At 61.1% G+C, this 22,310-nt stretch carries 23 protein-coding genes; 7 read left to right on the plus strand and 16 right to left on the minus strand.

Features of this window, described 5'->3' with window-relative positions; all coding sequences use genetic code 11:
* Positions 1-118: 118 nt before the first annotated feature.
* On the plus strand, positions 119-1,579 hold the full coding sequence (mltF, locus tag IT763_RS17835; protein WP_004941352.1) for a membrane-bound lytic murein transglycosylase MltF: 1,461 nt from the start codon (positions 119-121) through the stop codon (positions 1,577-1,579).
* On the opposite strand, the gene tadA is transcribed toward mltF, so the two are convergent.
* Positions 1,580-2,086 carry a tRNA adenosine(34) deaminase TadA gene (gene tadA / locus IT763_RS17840; RefSeq protein WP_015378796.1) on the minus strand — a complete coding sequence of 169 codons (507 nt, stop codon included), beginning with the start codon at positions 2,084-2,086 and terminating at the stop codon, positions 1,580-1,582.
* Between the two features lie 117 nt (positions 2,087-2,203).
* Between tadA and IT763_RS17845 the strand changes: the two genes are divergently transcribed.
* Entirely contained in the window at positions 2,204-3,256 is a 1,053-nt protein-coding gene (locus IT763_RS17845) for a DUF2157 domain-containing protein (protein WP_164053203.1), read from the plus strand.
* Between the two features lie 45 nt (positions 3,257-3,301).
* Here IT763_RS17845 and yfhb read toward each other — a convergent pair whose 3' ends face one another.
* From yfhb to murQ, 3 genes are read right to left on the minus strand one after another with little or no spacing between them, the layout of a single operon-like run.
* On the minus strand, positions 3,302-3,958 hold the full coding sequence (gene yfhb, locus IT763_RS17850) for a phosphatidylglycerophosphatase C (RefSeq protein ID WP_115436422.1): 657 nt from the start codon (positions 3,956-3,958) through the stop codon (positions 3,302-3,304).
* 3 nt (positions 3,959-3,961) lie between these two features.
* Positions 3,962-5,323: a PTS transporter subunit EIIC gene (locus IT763_RS17855; RefSeq protein WP_206194895.1), complete on the minus strand. Its 1,362-nt coding sequence runs from the start codon at positions 5,321-5,323 to the stop codon at positions 3,962-3,964.
* Between the two features lie 18 nt (positions 5,324-5,341).
* Positions 5,342-6,235 carry an N-acetylmuramic acid 6-phosphate etherase gene (gene murQ, locus IT763_RS17860; RefSeq protein ID WP_206194896.1) on the minus strand — a complete coding sequence of 298 codons (894 nt, stop codon included), beginning with the start codon at positions 6,233-6,235 and terminating at the stop codon, positions 5,342-5,344.
* A 167-nt stretch (positions 6,236-6,402) separates the two neighbouring features.
* On the opposite strand from murQ, the gene IT763_RS17865 reads away from it, so the two are divergent.
* Positions 6,403-7,251: a MurR/RpiR family transcriptional regulator gene (locus IT763_RS17865; protein WP_016929788.1), complete on the plus strand. Its 849-nt coding sequence runs from the start codon at positions 6,403-6,405 to the stop codon at positions 7,249-7,251.
* Between the two features lie 52 nt (positions 7,252-7,303).
* A complete protein-coding gene (locus IT763_RS17870) occupies positions 7,304-7,564 on the plus strand; it encodes a YfhL family 4Fe-4S dicluster ferredoxin (RefSeq protein ID WP_016929789.1) in 261 nt (86 codons plus the stop codon).
* Between the two features lie 44 nt (positions 7,565-7,608).
* On the opposite strand, the gene acpS is transcribed toward IT763_RS17870, so the two are convergent.
* The 7 genes from acpS to lepA all read right to left on the minus strand — a co-directional run bounded on the left by acpS (position 7,609) and on the right by lepA (position 14,159).
* The gene (acpS, locus tag IT763_RS17875; protein ID WP_004929169.1) at positions 7,609-7,989 is read right to left on the minus strand and encodes a holo-ACP synthase; all 381 of its coding nucleotides are present in this window, start codon (positions 7,987-7,989) and stop codon (positions 7,609-7,611) included.
* Positions 7,989-8,720: a pyridoxine 5'-phosphate synthase gene (pdxJ, locus tag IT763_RS17880; RefSeq protein ID WP_016929790.1), complete on the minus strand. Its 732-nt coding sequence runs from the start codon at positions 8,718-8,720 to the stop codon at positions 7,989-7,991. The genes acpS and pdxJ overlap by 1 nt, the downstream gene beginning before the upstream one ends.
* Before the next feature lie 71 nt (positions 8,721-8,791).
* On the minus strand, positions 8,792-9,523 hold the full coding sequence (recO, locus tag IT763_RS17885; RefSeq protein WP_193843036.1) for a DNA repair protein RecO: 732 nt from the start codon (positions 9,521-9,523) through the stop codon (positions 8,792-8,794).
* A 6-nt stretch (positions 9,524-9,529) separates the two neighbouring features.
* Positions 9,530-10,438, minus strand: a complete 909-nt coding sequence (era, locus tag IT763_RS17890; protein ID WP_004929162.1) for a GTPase Era — start codon at positions 10,436-10,438, stop codon at positions 9,530-9,532.
* Positions 10,435-11,115: a ribonuclease III gene (rnc, locus tag IT763_RS17895; protein ID WP_004929158.1), complete on the minus strand. Its 681-nt coding sequence runs from the start codon at positions 11,113-11,115 to the stop codon at positions 10,435-10,437. Before rnc ends, era begins: the two co-directional genes overlap by 4 nt.
* A 234-nt stretch (positions 11,116-11,349) precedes the next feature.
* On the minus strand, positions 11,350-12,327 hold the full coding sequence (gene lepB / locus IT763_RS17900; RefSeq protein ID WP_016929791.1) for a signal peptidase I: 978 nt from the start codon (positions 12,325-12,327) through the stop codon (positions 11,350-11,352).
* Between the two features lie 32 nt (positions 12,328-12,359).
* Positions 12,360-14,159 (minus strand): translation elongation factor 4, encoded by a 1,800-nt coding sequence (gene lepA, locus IT763_RS17905; RefSeq protein WP_004929150.1) that lies wholly within the window; start codon positions 14,157-14,159, stop codon positions 12,360-12,362.
* A gap of 519 nt (positions 14,160-14,678) precedes the next feature.
* Between lepA and IT763_RS17910 the strand changes: the two genes are divergently transcribed.
* Positions 14,679-15,515: a hypothetical protein gene (locus tag IT763_RS17910; protein WP_016929793.1), complete on the plus strand. Its 837-nt coding sequence runs from the start codon at positions 14,679-14,681 to the stop codon at positions 15,513-15,515.
* Here the strand turns inward: IT763_RS17910 and rseC are convergent.
* The 4 genes from rseC to rpoE are packed head-to-tail and all read right to left on the minus strand — an operon-like array spanning position 15,512 to position 18,203.
* Positions 15,512-15,988 carry a SoxR-reducing system protein RseC gene (rseC, locus tag IT763_RS17915; RefSeq protein WP_048794671.1) on the minus strand — a complete coding sequence of 159 codons (477 nt, stop codon included), beginning with the start codon at positions 15,986-15,988 and terminating at the stop codon, positions 15,512-15,514. The two genes, IT763_RS17910 and rseC, sit on opposite strands and share 4 nt — an antisense overlap.
* On the minus strand, positions 15,988-16,944 hold the full coding sequence (gene rseB / locus IT763_RS17920; RefSeq protein WP_016929794.1) for a sigma-E factor regulatory protein RseB: 957 nt from the start codon (positions 16,942-16,944) through the stop codon (positions 15,988-15,990). Before rseB ends, rseC begins: the two co-directional genes overlap by 1 nt.
* Positions 16,944-17,597, minus strand: a complete 654-nt coding sequence (gene rseA, locus IT763_RS17925; RefSeq protein ID WP_016929795.1) for an anti-sigma-E factor RseA — start codon at positions 17,595-17,597, stop codon at positions 16,944-16,946. Before rseA ends, rseB begins: the two co-directional genes overlap by 1 nt.
* Before the next feature lie 30 nt (positions 17,598-17,627).
* Entirely contained in the window at positions 17,628-18,203 is a 576-nt protein-coding gene (gene rpoE / locus IT763_RS17930) for an RNA polymerase sigma factor RpoE (RefSeq protein WP_004929136.1), read from the minus strand.
* Positions 18,204-18,417: 214 nt separating this feature from the next.
* Here rpoE and nadB point away from each other — a divergent pair, with 214 nt between their 5' ends.
* Positions 18,418-20,019: an L-aspartate oxidase gene (gene nadB / locus IT763_RS17935; RefSeq protein WP_016929796.1), complete on the plus strand. Its 1,602-nt coding sequence runs from the start codon at positions 18,418-18,420 to the stop codon at positions 20,017-20,019.
* A 38-nt stretch (positions 20,020-20,057) separates the two neighbouring features.
* Here nadB and IT763_RS17940 read toward each other — a convergent pair whose 3' ends face one another.
* Positions 20,058-20,837: a tRNA1(Val) (adenine(37)-N6)-methyltransferase gene (locus IT763_RS17940; protein WP_016929797.1), complete on the minus strand. Its 780-nt coding sequence runs from the start codon at positions 20,835-20,837 to the stop codon at positions 20,058-20,060.
* 99 nt (positions 20,838-20,936) lie between these two features.
* Between IT763_RS17940 and srmB the strand changes: the two genes are divergently transcribed.
* Positions 20,937-22,259 (plus strand): ATP-dependent RNA helicase SrmB, encoded by a 1,323-nt coding sequence (gene srmB, locus IT763_RS17945; protein WP_016929798.1) that lies wholly within the window; start codon positions 20,937-20,939, stop codon positions 22,257-22,259.
* Positions 22,260-22,310 lie beyond the last annotated feature (51 nt).

Below are 22,310 nucleotides of genomic sequence, written 5' to 3' on the forward strand. Positions count from 1 at the left end.
CAATAAAGTTGCACACTGGCGTTTTGTTGCGCAAAATGCCCCCCGCACTGGTGATTTAACCATGAGAAAAGTCGCGGTTGTCGTCGCCGGTGTACATGTGCCACCACTGGATAACTATTTGAAACGTCTTAAAATAAACTACATCCTCATCGGCGTTGTCACCCTGCTTCTGGCTCTCGCGCTGTGGCCCAATATCACCTGGCGCAGCGGCCAGGGCGGGCAACTCCAGGAGATCATTTCCCGCGGCGAGTTGCGCATCAGCACGCTGAATTCACCGCTGACCTATTTCAACACCAAGCAAGGGCCGGGTGGGCTCGACTACGAACTGGCCAAGCGCTTCGCCAACTACCTAGGGGTGAAGCTGGTGGTGATCCCCCATCAGAACATCAATGACCTGTTCGACGATCTGGACGACGACGACGCCGACCTGCTGGCGGCGGGCCTTATCTACAACCAGGAACGCCTCAGCCGTGCGCGCACCGGCCCGGCCTACTATTCTGTTTCCCAACAGCTGGTGTACCGGCTGGGCACCCCGCGGCCGAAAAGCTTCGCCGACATCAAAGGCAAGCTGGCGGTCGCCTCCGGTTCCGCGCACGTCAGCACGCTAAAACAGCTCAAGCAGGATAAATACCCGGATCTCGCCTGGGAGTCCTCCAGCGATCTCACCTCCAAAGAGCTGCTGGAACGGGTGGCCGACGGCAAGCTGGACTACACCCTCGGCGATTCGGTGACCATCGCGCTGCTGCAGCGCATCCATCCGCAGCTGGCGGTGGCGTTCGACGTCACCGACGAAGAGCCGGTCACCTGGTATCTGAAACGCGACGGCGACGACAGTCTGTACGCGGCGATGCTGGATTTCTACAGCCAGATGGTGGACGACGGCACCCTGGCGCGGCTGGAAGAGAAGTACCTCGGCCACGTCGGCAGTTTCGACTATGTGGACACCAAAACCTTCCTGTCGGCCATCGACTCGGTGCTGCCCAACTTCCGCCCGCTGTTCGAGAAGCACGCCAACGAGATCGACTGGAAGCTGCTGGCGGCCATCGCCTATCAGGAATCGCACTGGAATCCGCAGGCCACCTCCCCCACCGGCGTGCGCGGCCTGATGATGCTGACCCGCGCCACCGCCGACGGCCTGGGGGTCAACGACCGCCTCGATCCGGAAGAGAGCATTCAGGGCGGCGCGCTCTACCTGCAGCGGCTGATGGCCAAGGTGCCGGACAGCGTGCCGGAAGACGAGCGTATCTGGTTCTCGCTGGCGGCCTACAACATGGGCTGGGGCCACATGCTGGACGCGCGCAAGCTGACCAAGACGCAAAAAGGCAACCCGGACAGCTGGGTCGACGTCAAACAACGCCTGCCGATGCTCAGCCAAAAGCGCTACTACCCGCAGTTGACCTACGGCTATGCGCGCGGGCGTGAAGCCTACAACTATGTAGAAAATATCCGCCGCTATCAGGTCAGCCTGGTGGGCTATCTGCAGGAAAAAGAGAGAAAGGCGGCGCAAGCGGCCGCCGAGCAGGAGGCGTTGGGGAAAGGCTATCCGACGGTGATGCCGGAACTGGCGCTCAACTACTGATTATTCCGGCTTATCCGCCGCCCGCTGCGCCAGCCTGAGCGCTTTTTTTTGTTCGCGGCGCAGGCGGAAGAAATTGCTCAGGGTGGCGGCGCATTCATCCGCCAGCACGCCCGAGACGATCTCCACCTGATGGTTCATGCCCGGATGGCGCAGAATGTCCACCAGCGAACCGGCCGCGCCGGTTTTCTCGTCGGCGGCGCCATACACCAACCGGCGGATACGGCTGTGCACCATCGCGCCGGCGCACATCACGCAGGGCTCCAGCGTGACGTACAGCGTGGCGTTCAACAAGCGGTAGTTTTGCAGCACCGCGCCGCCCTGGCGCAGCGCCATGATCTCGGCGTGCGCGGTAGGATCGTGTCGGCCGATCGGGCGGTTCCAGCCCTCGCCGATGACCTGATTGTCCAGCACCAGCAGCGCACCCACCGGCACCTCGCCCTCTTCCTGCGCGCGCAGGGCCAGCTGCAATGCCTGACGCATCCAGTACTCATCGTTATATTCAGTCATCGCATAATTCCTCGTGCGCTTTTGCGGCGGGCATTATACACACTAGCCTCCCTTTGTCGTAGCCGCCCGCCAATGGCTATACTGGCCGAATCAGCATGTGATTCAGGGACAAGAAGCATGAAACTCAGTAAAAAGAACGCCGTCGTGGTGCGCAAGGCGCTGGACGGCTGGGTTGGGGAAGGCGCCATGACGCCCGAACAACGGCAGCAGTTGCTGCTGCATGTGGACGTACAACCTTTCGACTGGCGGCGGCTGGCGCGCTATGCGTTTCTCGCCGCGCTGGCCTCGCTGCTGATCGCCGTCACCAGCCTGTTCGCCGACAGCGCACTGCTTGCATGGCTGAGCGAACTGTTCCGCTTCGACGCGCCGGTACGCATGGCGATCGCCGGGGTGTTGGCAGCACTGGCCTACGTCTGGGCGCTGCGCCGCCGCCAACGGCACCCGGAAAAACGTTACGGCAACGAGGCGGCATTGTTTGTCGCCGTGTTGCTTACCGCCTGCGCCTTATGGCAACTGGGCGTCTGGCTGGATAACGGCAGCGGCCGGGTTTCCATGCTGCTGCTGGTCGCCGCGCTGCTGTACGGCGCTATCGGCTGGTTCAGCCGCTCCGGGCTGGTGTGGTGGTTCGCCCTGCTGTCGCTCGGCAATGCCTTCGGCGCAGAGACCGGCTACCTGTCCGGCTGGGGCGCCTACTGGCTCGGCATGAGCTACCCGATTCGCTTTATCGCCTTCGGCGCGGTGCTGATCGCCGCCGCATTGCTGCTGCGGCCGCTATTGGCGCAGCGCGGCCTGCAGCGGGTGTCGCTGGCGATGGGCCTGCTGTACCTGTTCATCGCGCTGTGGCTGCTGTCCATCTTCGGCAACTACGGCGATCTCGACAGCTGGTACCGCGCGCGCCAGATTGAGCTGTTCCACTGGAGCCTGCTGTTCGGGCTGGCCGCCTTCGCCGCCATCTGGCTGGGGTTGAAGCATGACGACGCCATGCTGCGCGGTTTCGGGCTGACCTTCCTCGGCATCAACCTGTACACCCGCCTGTTCGAATTTTTCTGGGACAGCATGCCGAAGACGATTTTCTTCGCGCTGCTCGGCCTGAGCCTGTGGGCGCTGGGGCATTATGCGGAGAAGATTTGGCAGCTCGGACGCAAACCGCACGACGTAACCGACGACTGATCGCGGCAACGGTAACAGCAAAGGGCGGAATTCTCCGCCCTTTGTTTATTCCAGCTGCTGCAGCTCGCCCTCCTTGCTCACCCGCCAACGGTGCTCGCAAAAAAACAGCAGCGGGTTATCCTGCTTGCTGTCGCTGTAACCACTGTACAGCTTCAGCGGCGCGCCGAGCCGTTGCTCCAGCTGCACCACTTTTTGTACGCCCAGACAGCGCAAGGTCAGCACCCAGCCGCCATAGCGACGCGCGATGCGGCTGCCGACCAACCGCACCCGCGGCAGAAACGCCGAATCCCGATACACCTGCGCCACCAGTTGCTCCGGCGAGCCGGTAATCAGCCACACCTCGGCATCGTGTTCATCCAAATACTGCCGCAGCCGCATTTGCACCACCGGAAACGCGGTCACCTTCTGGCGGAAAGCCTCGATAAACTGCCGCTCCAGCGCCTTCAGCGTCGCTTCGGAGCGCCCGAAAGTGATCGCCCACAGCAGCAGGCTCATCGGCCAACGCGCGGCGCGCCCCAGCAGCAGCAGCGCCAACCCGATCGGCGGCAGCAGCGGTATCACCAGCAACAGGTTCAGCGGTAAGCGGCGCAGCAGAAAGCGCAAGAAACTGCCGAACATATCCTCCTGATGCAGGGTGCCGTCCAGATCAAAAAAGACCACGCGGCGCCCCTCTGCGGCCGGTTGTTGCTGCTTGTCGCTCAAACGCTACTCCTCGGGATCGTTGAACCCCATCATCCAGGTGAAGAGAAAACCGGCGATAATCGTAATCAACATCCCCGCCAGATACAGCATCACCTTACCTGAGACGATGGTCAACGCCAAAGGCAGCCCCGAAATGCCGAAGGTGATGACCGTCGCCACCTTCCAGTAGCTGATTAACGCGCCGCCGACCGCGCCGCCGAGGCAGGCGCCGATAAACGGCCGGCCCAGCGGCAGCGTCACCCCGAAGATCAGCGGCTCGCCGATGCCGAGAATGCCGACCGGCAATGCCCCTTTGATCACCTGCTTCAGCCGCGCGTTGCGGGTTTTCAACAGCACCGCCAACGCCGCCCCCACCTGCCCGACGCCGGCCATCGCCAGGATCGGCAACAGCGGGTTGGAACCGTGCGCCTGCACCAGCTCGACGTGGATCGGCACCAGCCCCTGATGCAGGCCGGAGAGCACCAGCGGCAGGAACAGCCCGGAGAGCAGCGCCCCCACCAGCAGCCCGCCCTTGTCGATCGCCAAATTGGCGCCGTGGGCGATAGCATCGGAAATGGCGCCACCGATCGGCTGCAGGATCAGGATCGCCAACGAGGCGGTGACCAGCGTGGTCAGCAGCGGATTGAGGATCAGTTCGACCGACTCCGGCAGCAGCGTGCGCAGGCGTTTCTCCACCCAGCACATCAACGCCACCACCAGCAGCACGGCGATCACCCCGCCGCGCCCCGGCTGCAGCGCCTCCCCGAACAACGTGATCTGCGCCAGCGCCGGGCTGGAGAGAATGCCGGCCATCACGCCGCCCATCGCCTGCGAGCCGCCGAATACCCGCGCGGCGTTGACCCCGACCAGAATGTTCATGATGGCGAACACCGCGCTGCCGAAGATCGCCAGCAGCCCCAGCGCGTTCGGGTAGTCCACGGCCAGTTGACCGGCGATGTCGGGCCGTTTCAGCAGGTTGATGATGCCGGTGATCAGGCCCGAGGCGATAAACGCCGGGATCAGCGGAATAAAAACGTCGGCCAGCTTTTTCAGCGCGCCGCTCATCGGCGCAGCGTATTTTTGCTTGGCCTGCGCCTTGGTGCGGGCGGCGTCACCGACGGCGGGCTGCGCGCTGCCGCTCAACAGCCCGCGCATGGCGTCCACCACCTTGGCGGCGGCGCCCGGGCCGACGATAAACTGATGCTGCTCACCCTGTTTGATATAGCCCTTCACGCCGGGCAACTGCTTGAGAGCGGCCAGATCCAGACGCTGCTCGTCGCTGACTTCGACGCGCACCCGCGTCATGCAGTTCTCCAGTTTGAGGATATTGCCCTCGCCCCCCACGCCCGCCAGGATCTGTGTCGCCAATGCCGTTGTCTTGTCCATCGCCGCCCCCACCGTGAATTAACGCGCCAGCGCCGCGCGCAGGTAGCCATCGTGCCGCTGCAGCCGCTGCTGCGCCTCTTCGGCGCTGACGCCGGCCAAAAGCATCAGGATCGCCGGTTTAACCTCAAAGCCGGTCTGCGCCAGCGCCGCTTCCGCCTGAGCGCGTTCGGCGCCGGTGGCCTCCACCACGATGCGGCAGGCGCGATCCACCAGTTTGACGTTGGTGGCCTTCACGTCCACCATCAGGTTCTGGTAGACCTTGCCAAGTTTGACCATCGCGCCGGTCGACAGCATGTTGAGCACCAGTTTCTGCGCAGTGCCGGATTTCAGGCGCGTCGAACCGGTCAGCGCCTCCGGCCCCACCACCGGCGAAATCGCCACCTGCGCTTCGTGCGCAATCGGCGAATCCGGGTTGCAGGAGATGGCCGCCGTCGGGCAACCCAGCCCGCGCGCATAGCGCAGCGCGCCGATCACGTAAGGCGTGCGCCCCGAGGCCGCCAACCCCACCACCATATCGACGGCGGTCAGGTTCAGCGCTCTGAGATCGGCCTCGCCCAGGGCTGCGTCATCTTCCGCCCCCTCCACCGCTTTGAGCAGCGCACCCGGCCCGCCGGCGATTAGCCCCACCACCACACCGTGCGGCACGCCGAAAGTCGGCGGGCACTCGGAAGCATCCAATACGCCCAGGCGGCCGCTGGTGCCGGCGCCCAAATAAATCAACCGGCCGCCGGCCTTCAACGCCGCCGCGGCCAAATCGACCGCCTGCGCAATCGCCGGCAGCACCTGTTCAATCGCCTCCGGCACCTTGCGATCTTCCTGGTTAAAGCAACGGACCATGTCCAGCGTCGACATTTCATCCAGCCCCATGGTGGCCGGGTTGCGGGTTTCCGATACCAGTGCGCCTAAGTTCATCTGTTCACCTTTGAATTTTTAATTCACAAAACTTAATCAATATTTGAATATTTTATTCAACAAAGCGAGCGCTATTTGCTATTTTAACGGTGAGCTCACAAAAATTTTCACCGCGCGTTTTCGCCCTCTGCATGGCAAAATGGCCGCTGGTTTCCAGGGAAAGAACAATGAGTACCCTTCTGCGCATTCGCCAGATGTATCCGACACTGGCGCAAAACGACCGCAAGCTGGCGGACTTTCTGCTGAATAACGCCGAGCAGGCGCGCCATCTCAGCTCGCAAAAGCTGGCCCAGTTGGCCGGCATCAGCCAGTCGAGCGTGGTGAAGTTCGCCCAAAAACTGGGCTATAAAGGTTTCCCGGCGCTGAAGCTGGCGCTGAGCGAGACGCTGGCTCAGCCACAGGCCGAACCGGTAGTGACCGTTCACAACCACATCCTCAGCAGCGACACGCTGAAAACCGTCGGTGAAAAGCTGCTGGCGGAAAAGCAGGCGGCGCTGCGCGCGACGCTGGACATCAACAGCGAAGAACGGCTGCATCAGGCGCTGGACATGCTGCGCCAGGCGCGCCGGGTGATGCTGATCGGCATCGGCGCCTCCGGGCTGGTGGCCAAGGATTTTTCCTTCAAGCTGCTGAAAATCGGCGTGATGGCGGTGGCCGAAGCGGACATGCACGTCCAGTTGGCGGCGGTGCAGGCGCTGGACAAGCGCGATCTGCTGCTGGCTATCTCCTTTAGCGGCGAACGGCGTGAAATCAATCTGGCGGCGGAAGAGGCGCGCCAGGCCGGCGCCAGGGTGCTGGCGCTGACCAGCTTCTCGCCCAATGGTCTGCAGCAGCGCGCGGACCACTGCCTCTATACCATCGCCGAAGAGCCCCATACCCGCAGCGCGGCCATCTCCTCCAGCACGGCCCAGTTCGCCCTCACCGACCTGTTGTTTATGGCCCTGATCCAGCACGATCTCGATCATGCCCGCGATCGCATCAAGCACAGCGAACAGTTAATGAAAAAGTTGGTTTAACCGGTATAATCGCCGCTGCGAAAATACCCCTGTTAATAATGAGAGATACGTCATGGCCCTGCTAATCACACGCAAATGCATCAACTGCGACATGTGCGAGCCGGAATGCCCGAACCAGGCAATTTCGATGGGTGATGACATTTACCAAATCGATACCGATCGCTGCACCGAGTGCGTCGGTCATTACGATACGCCGACCTGTCAGCAGGTTTGCCCTATCGACAACACCATCATCACCGATCCGCAGCATCGCGAGACTAATGAGCAGCTGTGGGACAAGTTCGTGGTGTTGCACCACGCCGATCGCATTTAATCGCCGCAGGACTGACAAGGGCGCCACAGGCGCCCTTTCTCTTTTCAGCTTTCGACGATCACCGTCGCGCAGGCATAACGCCGTTCGTCGGCCAGCGAAACGTGGATCGCGGTGACCCCCATCTCCCCCGCCAGTTCGGCGGCGCGACCGTGCAAACGAATATTCGGCTTGCCCAGCGCATCGTTGAACACTTCGAACTGGTTGAACGCCAGGCCGTTGCGAATGCCGGTGCCGAACGCCTTGGCGGCGGCCTCTTTCACCGCGAAACGTTTGGCCAGAAAGCGGATCGGCTGCTGGTGCTGCTGATACAGCGCCCACTCGGCGTCGCTTAGCACCCGGCGCGCCAGACGATCGCCGCTGCGCTCCACCACCGCTTCGATACGCGCCATCTCGACGATGTCGGTACCCAGCCCGAGCACCGCCATTACCGGCGCGCTTCCCGCATCAGCACTTTCATGTCGGCAACCGCGGCCGGCAGCCCGCTCATCACCGCCTGGCCGATAATCGCATGGCCGATGTTCAGCTCGTGCATTTCCGGCAGCGCGGCGATCGGCTGCACGTTATGGTAGGTCAGGCCGTGGCCGGCGTTAACCTTCAGCCCCTTCTCGGCCGCGTAGGCGGCGGCGACCGCGATGCGGCGCAGCTCGGCCTGTACCGCCAGCTCGCCCTGCGCTTCCGCGTAGGCGCCGGTGTGGATTTCGATGTAAGGGGCGCCCACCGCCACCGCCGCGTCGATCTGGCGATGATCGGGATCGATGAACAGCGAAACCAGAATGCCCGCCTGCGCCAGGCGCTCAACCGCCACGCTCATTTTGTCCAGCTGGCCGGCGACGTCCAGGCCGCCTTCGGTGGTCACTTCCTCGCGTTTTTCCGGCACCAGGCAGCAGAAATGCGGCTGCAGCTCAATGGCGATGTCCAGCATCTCGTCGGTCACCGCCATCTCCAGGTTCATGCGCGTCTGGATGGTCTGGCGCAACAAGCGCACGTCGCGGTCGGTGATATGGCGGCGATCTTCGCGCAGATGCACGGTAATGCCGTCGGCCCCCGCCTGTTCGGCAATGAATGCCGCCTGAACCGGATCCGGGTATTGGGTTCCGCGCGCGTTACGTAACGTGGCGATGTGATCGATATTGACGCCCAGCAGCAAATCAGCCATGACAACCTCTAAATACGATTTTCAGTGCCAGCAGTTTACACGCGGGCGCAGGGCGGCAAAAGGGGAAAAGGTCAGGCGTCGTCGACCGGCGTATTCGGCTGTTTGCGCACGAATTGGCGGAACAGTTCGCGGCTCTTCAACGGCTTGCCGCCGAGGTAGGGCTTCAGCGCCATGCGGGTGAAGCGCTTGGCGGCGCGCAGCGTCTCGGCATCGGGAAACTGCCGTTCCGCCAGCGCGCGCAGTTCGCGCCCGGTGAAGCTGTAATGATCCACCACCAGGCTGGCGATAAAGCCTTTCTCTTCGCGGTAGCGGTAGGTCATGGCGTCATCCACCGGCAGGCCGCTGCCGGCGCAGTGCAGAAAATCGAGGCCGTAGCCGAGATGATGCAACAAAGCCAGCTCGAACTGGCGCAGCGCCTGTTCCGGTGAAGTGTCTTCCGCCGCCAGCGCCTGCAGGCATTGCAAGTAGTCGAAGAACAGCACCGAGTAGTTGGTTTCCTGCTCCAGCACGCGCGCCAGCAGTTCGTTCACGTACAGGCCGCTGTAAAGCATCATGCCGCTGAGGGGTAAACCGAGAGAGACCGCTTCGGCGTTGCGCAGCGTTTTCACTTCGCCGCGACCGCCCCAGCGCACTAACAGGGGGGTAAAGGGTTGCAGGCAACCCTTCAGATTGGAGCGGCGGCTGCGCGCGCCTTTTGCCAGCAAGCGCACCCGCCCATGACCTTCGGTAAACAGATCCAGCATCAGACTGGTTTCACTGTACGGCCGCCCATGCAGGACGAAAGCGCGCTCCCAGCCGTCCACGGATCGTTACTTCAGATCGTCAACATAGCCCAGGCTGCGCAGCGCACGTTCGTCGTCCGCCCAACCGGATTTCACTTTCACCCACAGCTCGAGATGCACTTTAGCGTCGAACATCTGTTCCATGTCCTGGCGCGCTTCGATGCCGATGGTTTTGATCTTGGCGCCCTTGTTGCCGATGACCATTTTCTTCTGGCCTTCGCGCTCAACCAGGATCAGGCCGTGCACATCGTAGCCGCCGCGATCGTTGGCCACGAATTGTTCGATTTCTACCGTCACCGAGTACGGCAGCTCTTCGCCCAGGAAACGCATCAACTTCTCGCGGATGATCTCAGACGCCATAAAGCGCTGGGAACGATCGGTGATGTAATCTTCCGGGAAGTGGTGTTCCGCTTCCGGCAGCAGCTTGCGCACGATGCCGGCGATGGTGTCGACGTTCATCCCTTTCTCGGCGGAGATAGGCACCACGTCGAGGAAATTCATCTGCTGGCTGAGGAACGCGATATGCGGCAACAGCTTGGATTTGTCGGTAACGTTATCGACCTTGTTGATCGCCAGCAGTACCGGGCAACGCAGGCTGCGCAGCTTGTTGACCACCATTTCGTCGTCGGCGGTCCAGTTGGTGCCTTCGACCACGAAGATCACCAGCTCAACGTCGCCGATCGAGCTGCTGGCCGCGCGGTTCATCAAACGGTTGATGGCGCGTTTTTCTTCGATGTGCAGCCCTGGGGTATCGACGTAGATCGCCTGATAGGCGCCATCGGTGTCGATGCCCATGATGCGGTGACGGGTCGTCTGCGGCTTACGCGACGTAATGGAAACCTTCTGCCCCAGCAGTTGGTTCAGCAACGTCGATTTGCCCACGTTCGGGCGGCCGACGATGGCGATAAACCCGCAGTGTTGTTTTACTTCGCTCATTCAAGCTCCAGCTTTTTCAGCGCTTGTTCCGCTGCCGCCTGCTCGGCTTTACGGCGGCTCGAGCCGGTGCCCACCACGGGCTCGCTCAAACCACTCACCTGGCAGTGGATGGTAAACTCCTGGTCGTGCGCTTCTCCGCGAACCTGCACCACCAAATAAGAAGGCAACGGCAGATGACGCCCCTGCAAAAATTCCTGCAAACGGGTTTTCGGGTCTTTCTGCTTATCGCCGGGGCTGATTTCGTCCAACCGGCTGCGATACCAGTCCAAAATCAGGCGCTCGACGGTCTGGATGTCGCTGTCCAGGAACACGCCGCCGATCAATGCCTCCACCGTATCCGCCAGGATTGACTCGCGGCGGAACCCACCACTTTTCAATTCGCCCGGCCCAAGCCGCAGACATTCGCCCAGGTCAAACTCGCGCGCCATCTCCGCCAGCGTGTTGCCGCGCACCAGCGTGGCGCGCATGCGGCTCATGTCGCCCTCGTCTACGCGAGGAAAACGGTGATAGAGCGCATTGGCGATGACAAAGCTCAGAATCGAGTCACCCAGAAACTCAAGACGTTCATTGTGTTTACTGCTGGCGCTGCGGTGAGTCAAAGCCTGCAGTAAAAGCTCCTGCTGTTGAAAAGTGTAGCCCAGCTTCCGCTGCAGCCTGTTTATTACGATGGGGTTCATGAGTTACCAATAGATCAAGAATGCGTCAAAAACTTGCAGCACACGGAACAGGCCTGCTTCGCCGAAAGCCGATCCAAAGCTGTTTCGTTTGCAGTGGCTCCCAGCAGGAGCCAACTTTTATCGCTCGAGAAAGTATTCTACAACGAGTGGAAACATAATGCTGTGTTTATATCCCCTTAATCTTTCACGCCGCAGTAGGCTGCGGCGTGAAATTGACAGGGAATAAATCAGCGATTAATGAATGCCGCCGATCCGGCTGAAACGCACGCCGGTAGGCCACTCGCCTTCCTGTTTTTCAAAGCTCATCCAGATGGCCGTGGCTTTGCCCACCAGATTCTTCTCCGGCACAAAGCCCCAGTAACGGCTGTCCGCGCTGTTGTCACGGTTGTCGCCCATCATGAAGTAATGCCCGGCCGGCACCACCCACTCCGCCAACGGTTTGCCCGGCTGTTGATAGTAAGCGCCCACCCGATCCTGCGCGTCCGGCACGGTCAGGATGCGATGCGTAACGTTGCCGAGGCTTTCCTGGCGCTCACGCATGCGAATGCCGCCCGACGGCACGTTATCGTTCAGCGGGATCTGATAGAAGCCGTTGCTGGCCTCGCCCATGCCGCTGCGGCTGAACAGCTGCACGAAGTCGCTCGGCTGCGCATCGGCGTAGGTCACGGCCAGCGCGGTATCGCAGGACTGCCCGCTGTTGCAGGACGGCTGCACCGTGACGCGCTTATTCACCGGATCGTAAGTAATACGGTCGCCCGGCAGGCCAATCACGCGCTTGATATAATCCAGCTTCGGATCCAGCGGATATTTAAATACCGCAATATCGCCACGCTTCGGATGGCCGGTTTCAATGAGCGTCGTCTGGGTAATCGGATCTTTAATGCCGTAGGCATATTTCTCCACCAGAATGAAATCGCCAATCAACAGCGTCGGCATCATTGATCCGGACGGGATCTGGAATGGTTCGTAAATAAACGAACGCACCACAAAGACCAGCAGCAGCACTGGGAACACCGATGCGCCAGTCTCTACCCAACCAGGCTGCTTCGCCACTTTCGCCAGCGTTTTATCGTCGACGGCGCCCGCGGTCTGTTCGTTGACCGCCGCGATCTTCGCGCGGCGGGCCGGCGCCCATTTAAAGCGCTCGAAGCACCAGATGATCCCGGTGACCAGAGTGGCCAACGCCAGGACCAGGGCAAACATATTCGCCATGCAAACTCCCTCGTTTCGCGAACTCGTCGCGGTTACTTGCCGTCTTTACCGACGTGCAGAATGGCCAGGAACGCTTCCTGCGGCAGCTCGACGTTGCCGACCTGCTTCATGCGTTTCTTACCGTCTTTCTGTTTCTGCAGCAGCTTTTTCTTACGGCTGACGTCACCGCCGTAGCATTTCGCCAGCACGTTTTTACGCAGCTGCTTCACGGTGGAGCGCGCGATGATATGCGTGCCGATCGCCGCCTGAATCGCGATGTCGAACTGCTGACGCGGGATCAGATCTTTCATCTTCTCCACCAGTTCACGGCCGCGGTACTGCGAGTTGTCGCGGTGGGTGATCAGCGCCAGCGCATCCACGCGCTCGTTGTTGATCAGCACGTCCACGCGCACCATGTCGGAGGCCTGGAAGCGCTTGAAGTTGTAATCCAGCGACGCATAACCGCGCGACGTGGACTTCAGGCGGTCGAAGAAGTCGAGCACCACTTCCGCCATCGGGATTTCATAAGTCAGCGCCACCTGGTTGCCGTGGTAGACCATGTTGGTCTGCACGCCGCGCTTCTCAACGCACAGGGTGATGACGTTGCCCAGGTATTCCTGCGGCATCAGCATGTGACATTCGGCGATCGGCTCGCGCAGTTCCTGGATGTTGTTCAGCGGCGGCAGCTTGGACGGGCTGTCGACGTAGATCACTTCTTTGCCGGTGGTTTCCACTTCGTAGACTACCGTCGGCGCGGTGGTGATCAGATCCAGATCGTATTCACGCTCCAGACGCTCCTGAATGATCTCCATGTGCAGCAGACCGAGGAAGCCGCAGCGGAAGCCGAAGCCCAACGCGGTGGAGCTTTCCGGCTCGTAGAACAGGGAAGCGTCGTTAAGGCTCAACTTGCCCAGCGCATCACGGAAAGATTCATAGTCGTCGGAGCTGATTGGGAACAGACCGGCGTACACCTGCGGCTTCACTTTCTTGAAGCCCGGCAGCGCTTTATCCGCCGGCTGACGCGCCTGCGTCAGGGTATCGCCCACCGGCGCGCCGAGGATGTCTTTGATCGCGCAGACCAGCCAACCCACTTCGCCGCAGTTCAGCACGTCGCGATCGACCTGCTTCGGCGTGAAGATGCCCAAACGATCGGCGTTATACACCTGACCGGTGCTCATGACCTTGATCTTGTCGCCCTTGCGCAGGGTGCCGTTCTTGACGCGCACCAGAGACACGACGCCCAGGTAGTTATCGAACCAGGAGTCGATGATCAGTGCCTGCAGCGGCGCATCCGGATCGCCCTGCGGCGGCGGGATGTCGCGCACCAGGCGCTCCAGCACGTCGGGCACGCCGACGCCGGTTTTGGCCGAGCAGCGCACGGCATCGGTGGCGTCGATGCCGACGATGTCTTCGATTTCCTGCGCGGCGCGATCCGGATCGGCGGCCGGCAGGTCGATTTTGTTCAACACCGGCACCACTTCCAGATCCATTTCGATCGCGGTGTAGCAGTTGGCCAGCGTCTGGGCTTCTACGCCCTGGCCGGCGTCCACCACCAGCAGCGCGCCTTCGCAGGCCGCCAGCGAGCGGGAAACTTCATAGGAGAAGTCAACGTGGCCGGGAGTGTCGATAAAGTTAAGCTGATAGGTCTGCCCATCCTGCGCTTTATAATCCAGCGTCACGCTCTGCGCCTTGATGGTGATGCCGCGCTCACGCTCCAGATCCATGGAATCGAGCACCTGCGCAGCCATTTCACGGTCGGTCAAGCCACCGCAGATTTGGATAATGCGGTCAGACAGCGTCGACTTACCGTGGTCAATATGGGCAATAATGGAGAAATTTCGTATATGCTTCATTATAAAAGTTTTTCTGCCTTGGTATTTCTGAATTACTCGCCTATAGAAACCCGCATGGACCTAAAGCGACAGTGAATGGGTGAGGCCGTCTTGCACCTGAATCGCTGCATTCTACATGCCACACCACTGAAAACCTAGCGATCGGTGCAGTGAAGGCATTCTATTATGCGCCGCTAAATGTTACAGGGCGCTCCAGCGGGTGAAAACAGATGTTAACGCGGACGATGCGGCCTGAACCCAAGGCTTGCCGGTGCTTCGTGGCCGTCAAACTCCGGCACTAATACATAACCGGCCACAGCGCAATAAACCCTCTCCGAAATTATAAAAAAAGAATATTTGGATCAACCTCTTAGAATTTCATTTTGCCCCACTTCCTTTAGGAAAAACCCCATATACGCCACCACCGTCCCTCGGATAGAAAGGGCATGAGCTCCGCGACAAAACATTATTCAGGGCACTACATCGGCAGCCCACCGGGGTTCACCAGCATATCTGCGTACGTTGATTGGAAGGTGCATTATGATCGATAAAGGGCAAATGCTGAGCCGGCACGATTTTTCAAAGGTCAACTGGGGCATACTGGCGGCGGCGGCGCTGCTGTTTAGTGTGGGGGCGGCGCTGTTGGTGCTGCCGCTGCTGAGCAGCATTGACGAGAGCCAGGTCATCACGCTGTTGCAGGCCGGCGCGGGCACGATTTTACTCGGCTGTACGCTGCTGGCGCTGCGGCATTATCTGCGTCCGGCGCTGACTTATCGTCTGTACGAGCACGGCGTGCGGGTCTTTGACAGCCACCATCACAAAGAGCGTTTCATCCCGTTTGAGAAGATCAGCGACATCTATCGCTTTCGCGGCGGCCAGGCTTTTGGCGGGCTGTTTGACGTTACGGCGTTCCGCGCCGGTGCGGATCAGCCCTGGTGCACGGTTTTCAGCAACGTCGCCCACTCGTGGCGATTGGCGGACGTAATCGTCGACCAACAGCTGCAGCAGCGCGGGCCGCTGGCGCTGAATGCGCTCTATCAGGGGGGGACGGTGTCGTTTCACACCATAGAGGGCGACGCGCGCTGGCTGTGGCAGTTGCTGCTCGGCAAGCGGCAAGGCACGCCGGCCGAAACGCTGCGGCTGAGCGCCACCCTGCTGACGACGGAACGGGGAAACGTGCCTATCGAACAGATCCGCACGTTGGAAAATCATCCGCAGCGCGGCATCCGCTTATTCGATGGCCAGGGAAATGTGCTGTTCGCGATTAACTACGATTCGCTGCTCAGCGCCGATCTGTTCATCGCGCTGTTGGAGCATATGATCCACAACCGCATCCCCGCCTATCACAACCCGGCGATGACGCGGCCATCGGTTTAAATCAGCGGGGAGTTTTCCGCCTGCAGGCGCATCGCGGTAGGCGGCAACCCAATCTGCAGCACCACCGGCTGGTAATCGGCCTGCTCACCCAGACGTCGAGCCAAGCGGCGAGCCAGCATAAAGGCCGCACCACCGCCCAATACGGCGCCGACTGCCGCCGAGGCGTCGCTGCCGAAACAATATTGCAGCAATGTGCCGCCCAACATCATGCCCAGCAGCGGCGTCAGGTAAACCAGCATGGCGGAGCGCAGCAGGCTGCCTTCCGCGATGCCGACCTCGACGCGCTGCCCCGGTTCGAGCGGCTGATCGATATGTACCTGCAGCTGATGCTCGGTTTCCGGCACCAGCTCGTTCAGCGCACGCGCGCCACAGCCGGAGCGCGCGGTGCAGCTGCCGCAGCCGGCCTTGGGTTCACAGCGCAGCAGCGCTACGCCCTGTTGCCACGATACCACCGTGGCCCACTCTTTCATCATTACGGCGATACCTTGAAAGAAATGCTGTCGGCGATGCGCTTGGCCGTCGCCGGCGGCAATTCGCCCACAATCGTGATTTCGTTGCCCGCGCGCACTTCGGTCTGAATGGTGCGGCGCCCCTGACGGTAGTACTGCTGCCCGGCGCCGCTGCCCGCCGGGCTGACGTTGACCGAGAAGCTGAACAGACCGTCGCTGTAGAGCCGGGACTCCACCGGCACGGCGACGTTCGGCAATTTGCGGCGATTGCGCGCCACCTCGTCCACGCCGGCCGGCAGCCAGCCGGTGCTCCAACTGAGCTGGACGTTTTCCACCGCCGGCAGCGACAGCAGCGGCGGCAAATTGGCTTTGAGCAGCCCCTGCATCGCGCCCTGCACGTCGGCGCCAACCGCGAAGGAGATCACCCGATATTGCTCCAGCGTTTCGCCGTCGCGATCGAGCAGATCCACCCGCAGCGGCAGCTTGGTGTCTTCGTCCATCCAAACGATGTAGCTGTAGCGGGAACCGTCGCGCGCCACCACGCGCAGCACTTCACACGGCCGATCGGCGATGCGGGTGCTGCCCACGGAGATGAAGTCGTAATACTTCGCCAGACGAGTGAAATCAGCATAGACGATCGCCGGCAGCGCATCGACGATGTGATCGCCGGTGAGCGTGAACGGTTCCAGACCGGGTTCGAAGTAGCTGATCCCGCCGCCGCGCTGCAACACTTCGCGGCGCGGGCCGTCCATATGCAGCAGCTGGCCGAGCGGCACGTTGCCGATCACCGCATGGCGATAGCGCAACGACTCGATTCCCTGCTTGCTGACGCTGATGTAGGCGAGCTCGTAATTGAGAGAACGGCTGGCGCTGCTCATCTGTTGCAATAACGCCCCGGACGCAGTTGGCTGCGCCGGGGCGATGCTGGAATAGAGCAGGCTGCCCGTCAATAAACAAACGGAGAACCAGATTTGCTTCATTACTGCTGTTGCATTCCTAAAGACTGAGTTCCGGGAACCTGAATGGCAGCCTGTTGCGGGTTGCCTTGCTCAAGCTGCAGCTGATCCGAATGCAGGCGACGTTGCAGTTCATAGTCCTGCAGCATGGCGTTGATACGCTTGCGCTGTTCCTGCACCTGCTGCTGTTGGCCGCTGCCGGTGGAGAAACTGTCGGCAGGTACGCCCAGGCTGACCGGCGAGGCCTGGCCCATGATCGGCAGCGTGGTGAAGGCCGGCGATTCGGACGCGTTCGATGGCGCAGAAGGCTGGTTGTACTGCTGCACGCCGACGATCACCGCCAGCGACACGCAGGCCGCCATGCCGATTTGCGTAATCTGGCTCGCCCAAGGACGCACTTTGTCCCAGAACGGCATTTTCTGCCAGGTGTGAGGCTGCGGCTGAGATTCCTGAACGGCGGAAGGCACCAGCCGGGCGGGTTCTTTCTCAAGTGCAGCGGCGACGCGATCGGCGATGTCGAGATGCATCACTTGCCCGACATCACCTCGCAGTGTGTCACGTATCAGGTGATAGCTCTGCCAGCTTTGTTGAAGCGTTCGATCTTGCGACAGAGAACTCAACAGCTCGCTGTCGAACGATTCACCATCCATCAGAGCGGAAAGCTTTTCTTTCTGCATGCCTAAGTACCCTTCCTGTGCCCGCCATTGCTAACGCTGGATCAGCGGTTGAACTTTATTATCGATAGCTTCCCGGGCGCGGAAAATACGCGAACGTACGGTTCCGACCGGGCAATCCATGATGGCGGCTATCTCTTCGTAGCTTAGACCATCCAACTCCCGCAGGGTAATCGCCATGCGAAGATCCTCAGGGAGCGACTCAATGGTACGGAAAACTATCTGTCTCAGCTCTTCTGACAACATTAAGTTCTCAGGGTTCGAAATTTCTTTCAGTGCGCCCGCACTTTCGTAATTTTCCGCATCGTTGGCGTCCACATCACTGGATGGCGGACGGCGCCCCTGAGCAACCAGATAATTCTTTGCCGTGTTCACGGCGATTCGATACAACCAGGTATAAAAAGCGCTGTCGCCACGGAACGATTCCAGTGCGCGATAGGCCTTGATAAACGACTCCTGCACCACATCGGGCACATCGCCCTGCGGCACATAGCGGGAAACGAGACTCGCCACCTTATGCTGATAGCGCACTACCAGTAGGTTAAACGACTTCTGGTCGCCCTTTTGGACCCGCTCGACCAGAACTTGATCCGTTAACTGCTCGCTCATCCGAGGTAAACTCTCCCCAAATCCGTCTCCACGCGTAAAATTGTACTGCCAGCCATACATTATTTTCCTGAGCAAGCACTCGCTTGGAGTTCATATAGAACACGAAGTTCCATATCGCCATTGTTTTTTCTGTTGATGTCACCCTATCCGTGGCTTTTGCCCGGACAGTTAGGCTAACATGAAATTCACTCTTCTTCTGCACACATCATACGTTATGCAACCATCATCTGAACATGTTAGCGATGTCCTGATCGTCGGCAGCGGCGCTGCGGGCCTGTCACTGGCGCTGCGCCTGGCGCAGCATTGCAAGGTTACCGTCCTCAGCAAGGGGCCGCTCAGCGAGGGCGCCACCTTTTACGCCCAGGGCGGGATCGCCGCGGTGTTCGATGAGACGGACAGCATTGCCTCACACGTTGATGACACTTTGATTGCCGGCGCCGGCCTGTGCGACAAAGAGGCCGTCGAATTCATCGCCGGCAACGCGCGCCACTGCGTGCAGTGGCTGATCGATCAGGGCGTGCTGTTCGACACCGAGGTCAACGCGCAGGGCGAGGCGCATTATCACCTCACGCGCGAAGGCGGCCACAGCCATCGCCGCATCCTGCACGCCGCGGACGCTACCGGTAAGGAAGTAGAGACCACGCTGGTGGGGAAAGCAAGCGCTCACCCCAATATTTGCGTGATGGAACGCCGCAACGCGGTTGACCTTATCACCTCGAACAAAATCGGCCTGCCGGGCACCCGCCGAGTGGTGGGCGCTTACGTCTGGAACCGCGAGCTGGAACGGGTGGAAACCTACCGAGCCAAAACGGTGGTGCTGGCCACCGGCGGCGCGGCCAAGGTGTACCAATACACCACCAACCCGGACATCTCCTCCGGCGACGGCATCGCCATGGCCTGGCGCGCCGGCTGCCGGGTCGCCAACCTGGAATTCAACCAGTTCCACCCGACCTGCCTGTTCCATCCGCAGGCGCGCAACTTTCTGCTGACCGAAGCGCTGCGCGGCGAAGGGGCTTACCTGAAGCGCCCGGACGGCAGCCGCTTTATGCCGGATTTCGATCCGCGTGGCGAACTGGCCCCGCGCGATATCGTCGCCCGCGCCATCGACCATGAAATGAAGCGCCTGGGCGCCGACTGCATGTACCTGGACATCAGCCACAAGCCGGCGGAATTCATCACTCAGCACTTCCCGATGATCCACGAAAAGCTGCTGACGCTGGGCTTCGATCTGACCCGGCAACCGATCCCCATCGTTCCGGCGGCGCACTACACCTGCGGCGGCGTGATGGTCGATCAGCATGGCCGCACCGATCTCGACGGGCTGTACGCCATCGGCGAGGTCAGCTACACCGGCCTGCACGGCGCCAACCGCATGGCGTCGAATTCGCTGCTGGAGTGCCTGGTTTACGGTTGGTCGGCGGCGGAAGACATTCTGCAGCGCCTGCCGTTCATCCAGCAGGCCAAACAGGTGCCGCACTGGGATGAGAGCCGGGTGGATGATGCGGACGAACGGGTGGTGATCCAGCACAACTGGCACGAGCTGCGGCTGTTCATGTGGGATTACGTCGGCATCGTGCGCACCACCAAGCGGCTGGAGCGCGCCCTGCGCCGCATCAACACGCTGCAGGCGGAAATCGACGAGTACTACGCGCACTTCCGCATCTCCAACAACCTGCTGGAGCTGCGCAATCTGGTGCAGGTGGCCGAGCTTATCGTGCGCAGCGCCATGGCGCGCAAAGAGAGCCGCGGCCTGCACTACACGCTGGACTACCCGGATTTGCTGCCGGAAGCGCTGCCGACCATTTTGCAGCCTTAAACGAAGCGACAGGGCGCCTTATCGGCGCCCTTTTCCTTTCAGTAGAACAGATAGAAGTCGGCGATCAACCGGCGGAAATCGTCGGTATAGCCGCCGTCGGCCTGTTTGATCGCCAGCGCCTGCTCCCGCAGCGGCGTTTCCCGCCGGGTCAGCGCCAGCAGCATCCGGTGCCGCGGCGTATCGGCGCGATCGCTGACGTTCACTTTCGCCGCCGTGTGCCAGCCGCTTTGCTGCGCCAGGCGTTCGAATTCGGCGCCGATGTCGTGCGGCAGCACCACGCAAAACGTCCCCTGCGCGGCCAGCAGCTGTGCCGCGCAGGCCAACAGCGCGTCGTGCGTCAGGGTTTCGGTGTAGCGCGCGTTGTGGCGCGCCTGGTCGCGGCAGGCCACCGCCGGCTCGAAATACGGCGGATTGCTGACGATCAGATCATACTCAGCGGCATGCTGCTGCGCATAATGGTGAATATCCTGCGCATGCACGCGGATGCGCTGCGGCCACGGCGATTCCGCCGCGTTTTCGCGCGCCTGGCCGGCGGCGGCTTCATCCAGCTCCACCGCGTCGATGGTCACTTCGTCGCCGCTGCGCTGCGCCAGCATCAGCGCGATCAGCCCGCTGCCGCTGCCGATGTCCAGCACCCGGCGCGCCTGCCCCAGCGGCGCCCAGGCGCCGAGCAGCACCCCGTCGGTGCCCACTTTCATGGCGCAACGATCGTGGGCGACAAAGAATTGTTTAAAGGTAAAACCCCCGCGGCGCGGGGTAAAATCGGCTTTCGATCGCTTGCTCACACTCACCACCCGGCTATAAAACTGGCGTAGCATAAGGCAATCTGATCGGCGGGAAAAGAGCGGCTTTCCGCTTAAATAGGTGAAGATCGCGGCCAACCCGTCTATAATCGGCGCCCCAAGTAGAGGTAGACCATGACAGCAACCACTTTTTCCGAACTCGAACTCGATGATCGCCTGATCGACGCGCTGCGCGACAAAGGCTACGATCGCCCCACCGCCATTCAGGCCGCTGCGATCCCGCCGGCGATGGACGGGCGTGACGTCTTAGGTTCGGCTCCGACCGGCACCGGCAAAACCGCCGCCTTCCTGCTGCCCGTGTTGCAGCACCTGCTGGACTTTCCACGCAAGAAATCCGGCCCGCCGCGCGTGCTGATCCTGACGCCAACGCGCGAGCTGGCGATGCAGGTCGCCGACCAGGCGCGTGAATTGGCTGCTCATACCTCGCTGGATATCGCCACCATCACCGGCGGCGTCGCTTACATGAACCACGCGGAAGTGTTCAGCGAAAACCAGGACGTGGTGGTCGCCACCACCGGCCGCTTGCTGCAATACATTAAAGAAGAGAACTTCGACTGCCGCGCGGTGGAAACCCTGATCCTCGACGAAGCCGACCGCATGCTCGACATGGGCTTCGCGCAGGACATCGAAACCATCTCCGCCGAAACCCGCTGGCGCAACCAGACGCTGCTGTTCTCCGCCACGCTGGAAGGCGAAGCGATCCGCGAATTCGCCGAACGCATCCTGAAAGAGCCGGTGGAAGTGGAAGCCGATCCGTCGCGCCGCGAACGCAAGAAGATCCTGCAGTGGTACTACCGCGCCGATGACGTGCAGCACAAAACCGCGCTGCTGATCCACCTGCTGAAACAGCCGGACGTGCAGAAATCGGTGATTTTCGTGCGCAAGCGCGAGCGCGTGCATGAGCTGGCCACCTGGCTGCGCGAAGCGGGCATCAACACCTGCTATCTCGAAGGCGAGATGGTGCAGGCCAAACGCAACGAAGCGGTCAAACGCATGATGGATGGCCGGGTTAACGTGCTGGTGGCCACCGACGTTGCCGCGCGCGGCCTGGATATCCTCGATATCACCCACGTGTTCAACTTCGACATGCCGCGCACGGCGGATACCTACCTGCACCGCATCGGGCGTACCGGCCGTGCCGGGCGCAAAGGCACCGCCATTTCGCTGGTGGAAGCGCACGACCATCTGCTGCTGGGCAAAGTGGGCCGTTACCTGAACGAGCCGCTGAAAGCGCGCGTGATCGACGAACTGCGGCCGAAAACCAAGGTGCCGAACGAGAAGAGCAACGGCAAGCCATCGAAGAAAGTGCTGGCCAAACGCGCGGAAGATAAAGCGAAGAACAAAGAGAAGGCCAAGGTGAAAGTGCGCCATCGCGACGCCAAAAACGTCGGAAAACGCCGTCAGGCGAAGGCCAAACCGGCCGGCGACGCAGAATAACCACCGCTGCCTAAGAAAAAACCGCCTGTATAGGCGGTTTTTTTATGGGCG

The sequence above is a fragment of the Serratia sp. CMO1 genome (genome assembly GCF_015689115.1).
Lineage (GTDB): Bacteria > Pseudomonadota > Gammaproteobacteria > Enterobacterales > Enterobacteriaceae > Serratia > Serratia marcescens.

Excerpts from the sequence above, each read along its gene's own strand:
- tadA (WP_015378796.1), bottom strand. The coding sequence starts at position 2,086 with ATGACTGAATATAACGATGAGTACTGGATGCGTCAGGCATTGCAGCTG.
- IT763_RS17845 (WP_164053203.1), top strand. The coding sequence starts at position 2,204 with ATGAAACTCAGTAAAAAGAACGCCGTCGTGGTGCGCAAGGCGCTGGAC.
- IT763_RS17855 (WP_206194895.1), bottom strand. The coding sequence starts at position 5,323 with ATGGACAAGACAACGGCATTGGCGACACAGATCCTGGCGGGCGTGGGG.
- murQ (WP_206194896.1), bottom strand. The coding sequence starts at position 6,235 with ATGAACTTAGGCGCACTGGTATCGGAAACCCGCAACCCGGCCACCATG.
- IT763_RS17865 (WP_016929788.1), top strand. The coding sequence starts at position 6,403 with ATGAGTACCCTTCTGCGCATTCGCCAGATGTATCCGACACTGGCGCAA.
- IT763_RS17870 (WP_016929789.1), top strand. The coding sequence starts at position 7,304 with ATGGCCCTGCTAATCACACGCAAATGCATCAACTGCGACATGTGCGAG.
- acpS (WP_004929169.1), bottom strand. The coding sequence starts at position 7,989 with ATGGCGGTGCTCGGGCTGGGTACCGACATCGTCGAGATGGCGCGTATC.
- pdxJ (WP_016929790.1), bottom strand. The coding sequence starts at position 8,720 with ATGGCTGATTTGCTGCTGGGCGTCAATATCGATCACATCGCCACGTTA.
- era (WP_004929162.1), bottom strand. The coding sequence starts at position 10,438 with ATGAGCGAAGTAAAACAACACTGCGGGTTTATCGCCATCGTCGGCCGC.
- rnc (WP_004929158.1), bottom strand. The coding sequence starts at position 11,115 with ATGAACCCCATCGTAATAAACAGGCTGCAGCGGAAGCTGGGCTACACT.
- lepB (WP_016929791.1), bottom strand. The coding sequence starts at position 12,327 with ATGGCGAATATGTTTGCCCTGGTCCTGGCGTTGGCCACTCTGGTCACC.
- lepA (WP_004929150.1), bottom strand. The coding sequence starts at position 14,159 with ATGAAGCATATACGAAATTTCTCCATTATTGCCCATATTGACCACGGT.
- IT763_RS17910 (WP_016929793.1), top strand. The coding sequence starts at position 14,679 with ATGATCGATAAAGGGCAAATGCTGAGCCGGCACGATTTTTCAAAGGTC.
- rseC (WP_048794671.1), bottom strand. The coding sequence starts at position 15,988 with ATGATGAAAGAGTGGGCCACGGTGGTATCGTGGCAACAGGGCGTAGCG.
- rseB (WP_016929794.1), bottom strand. The coding sequence starts at position 16,944 with ATGAAGCAAATCTGGTTCTCCGTTTGTTTATTGACGGGCAGCCTGCTC.
- rseA (WP_016929795.1), bottom strand. The coding sequence starts at position 17,597 with ATGCAGAAAGAAAAGCTTTCCGCTCTGATGGATGGTGAATCGTTCGAC.
- rpoE (WP_004929136.1), bottom strand. The coding sequence starts at position 18,203 with ATGAGCGAGCAGTTAACGGATCAAGTTCTGGTCGAGCGGGTCCAAAAG.
- nadB (WP_016929796.1), top strand. The coding sequence starts at position 18,418 with ATGCAACCATCATCTGAACATGTTAGCGATGTCCTGATCGTCGGCAGC.
- IT763_RS17940 (WP_016929797.1), bottom strand. The coding sequence starts at position 20,837 with ATGCTACGCCAGTTTTATAGCCGGGTGGTGAGTGTGAGCAAGCGATCG.
- srmB (WP_016929798.1), top strand. The coding sequence starts at position 20,937 with ATGACAGCAACCACTTTTTCCGAACTCGAACTCGATGATCGCCTGATC.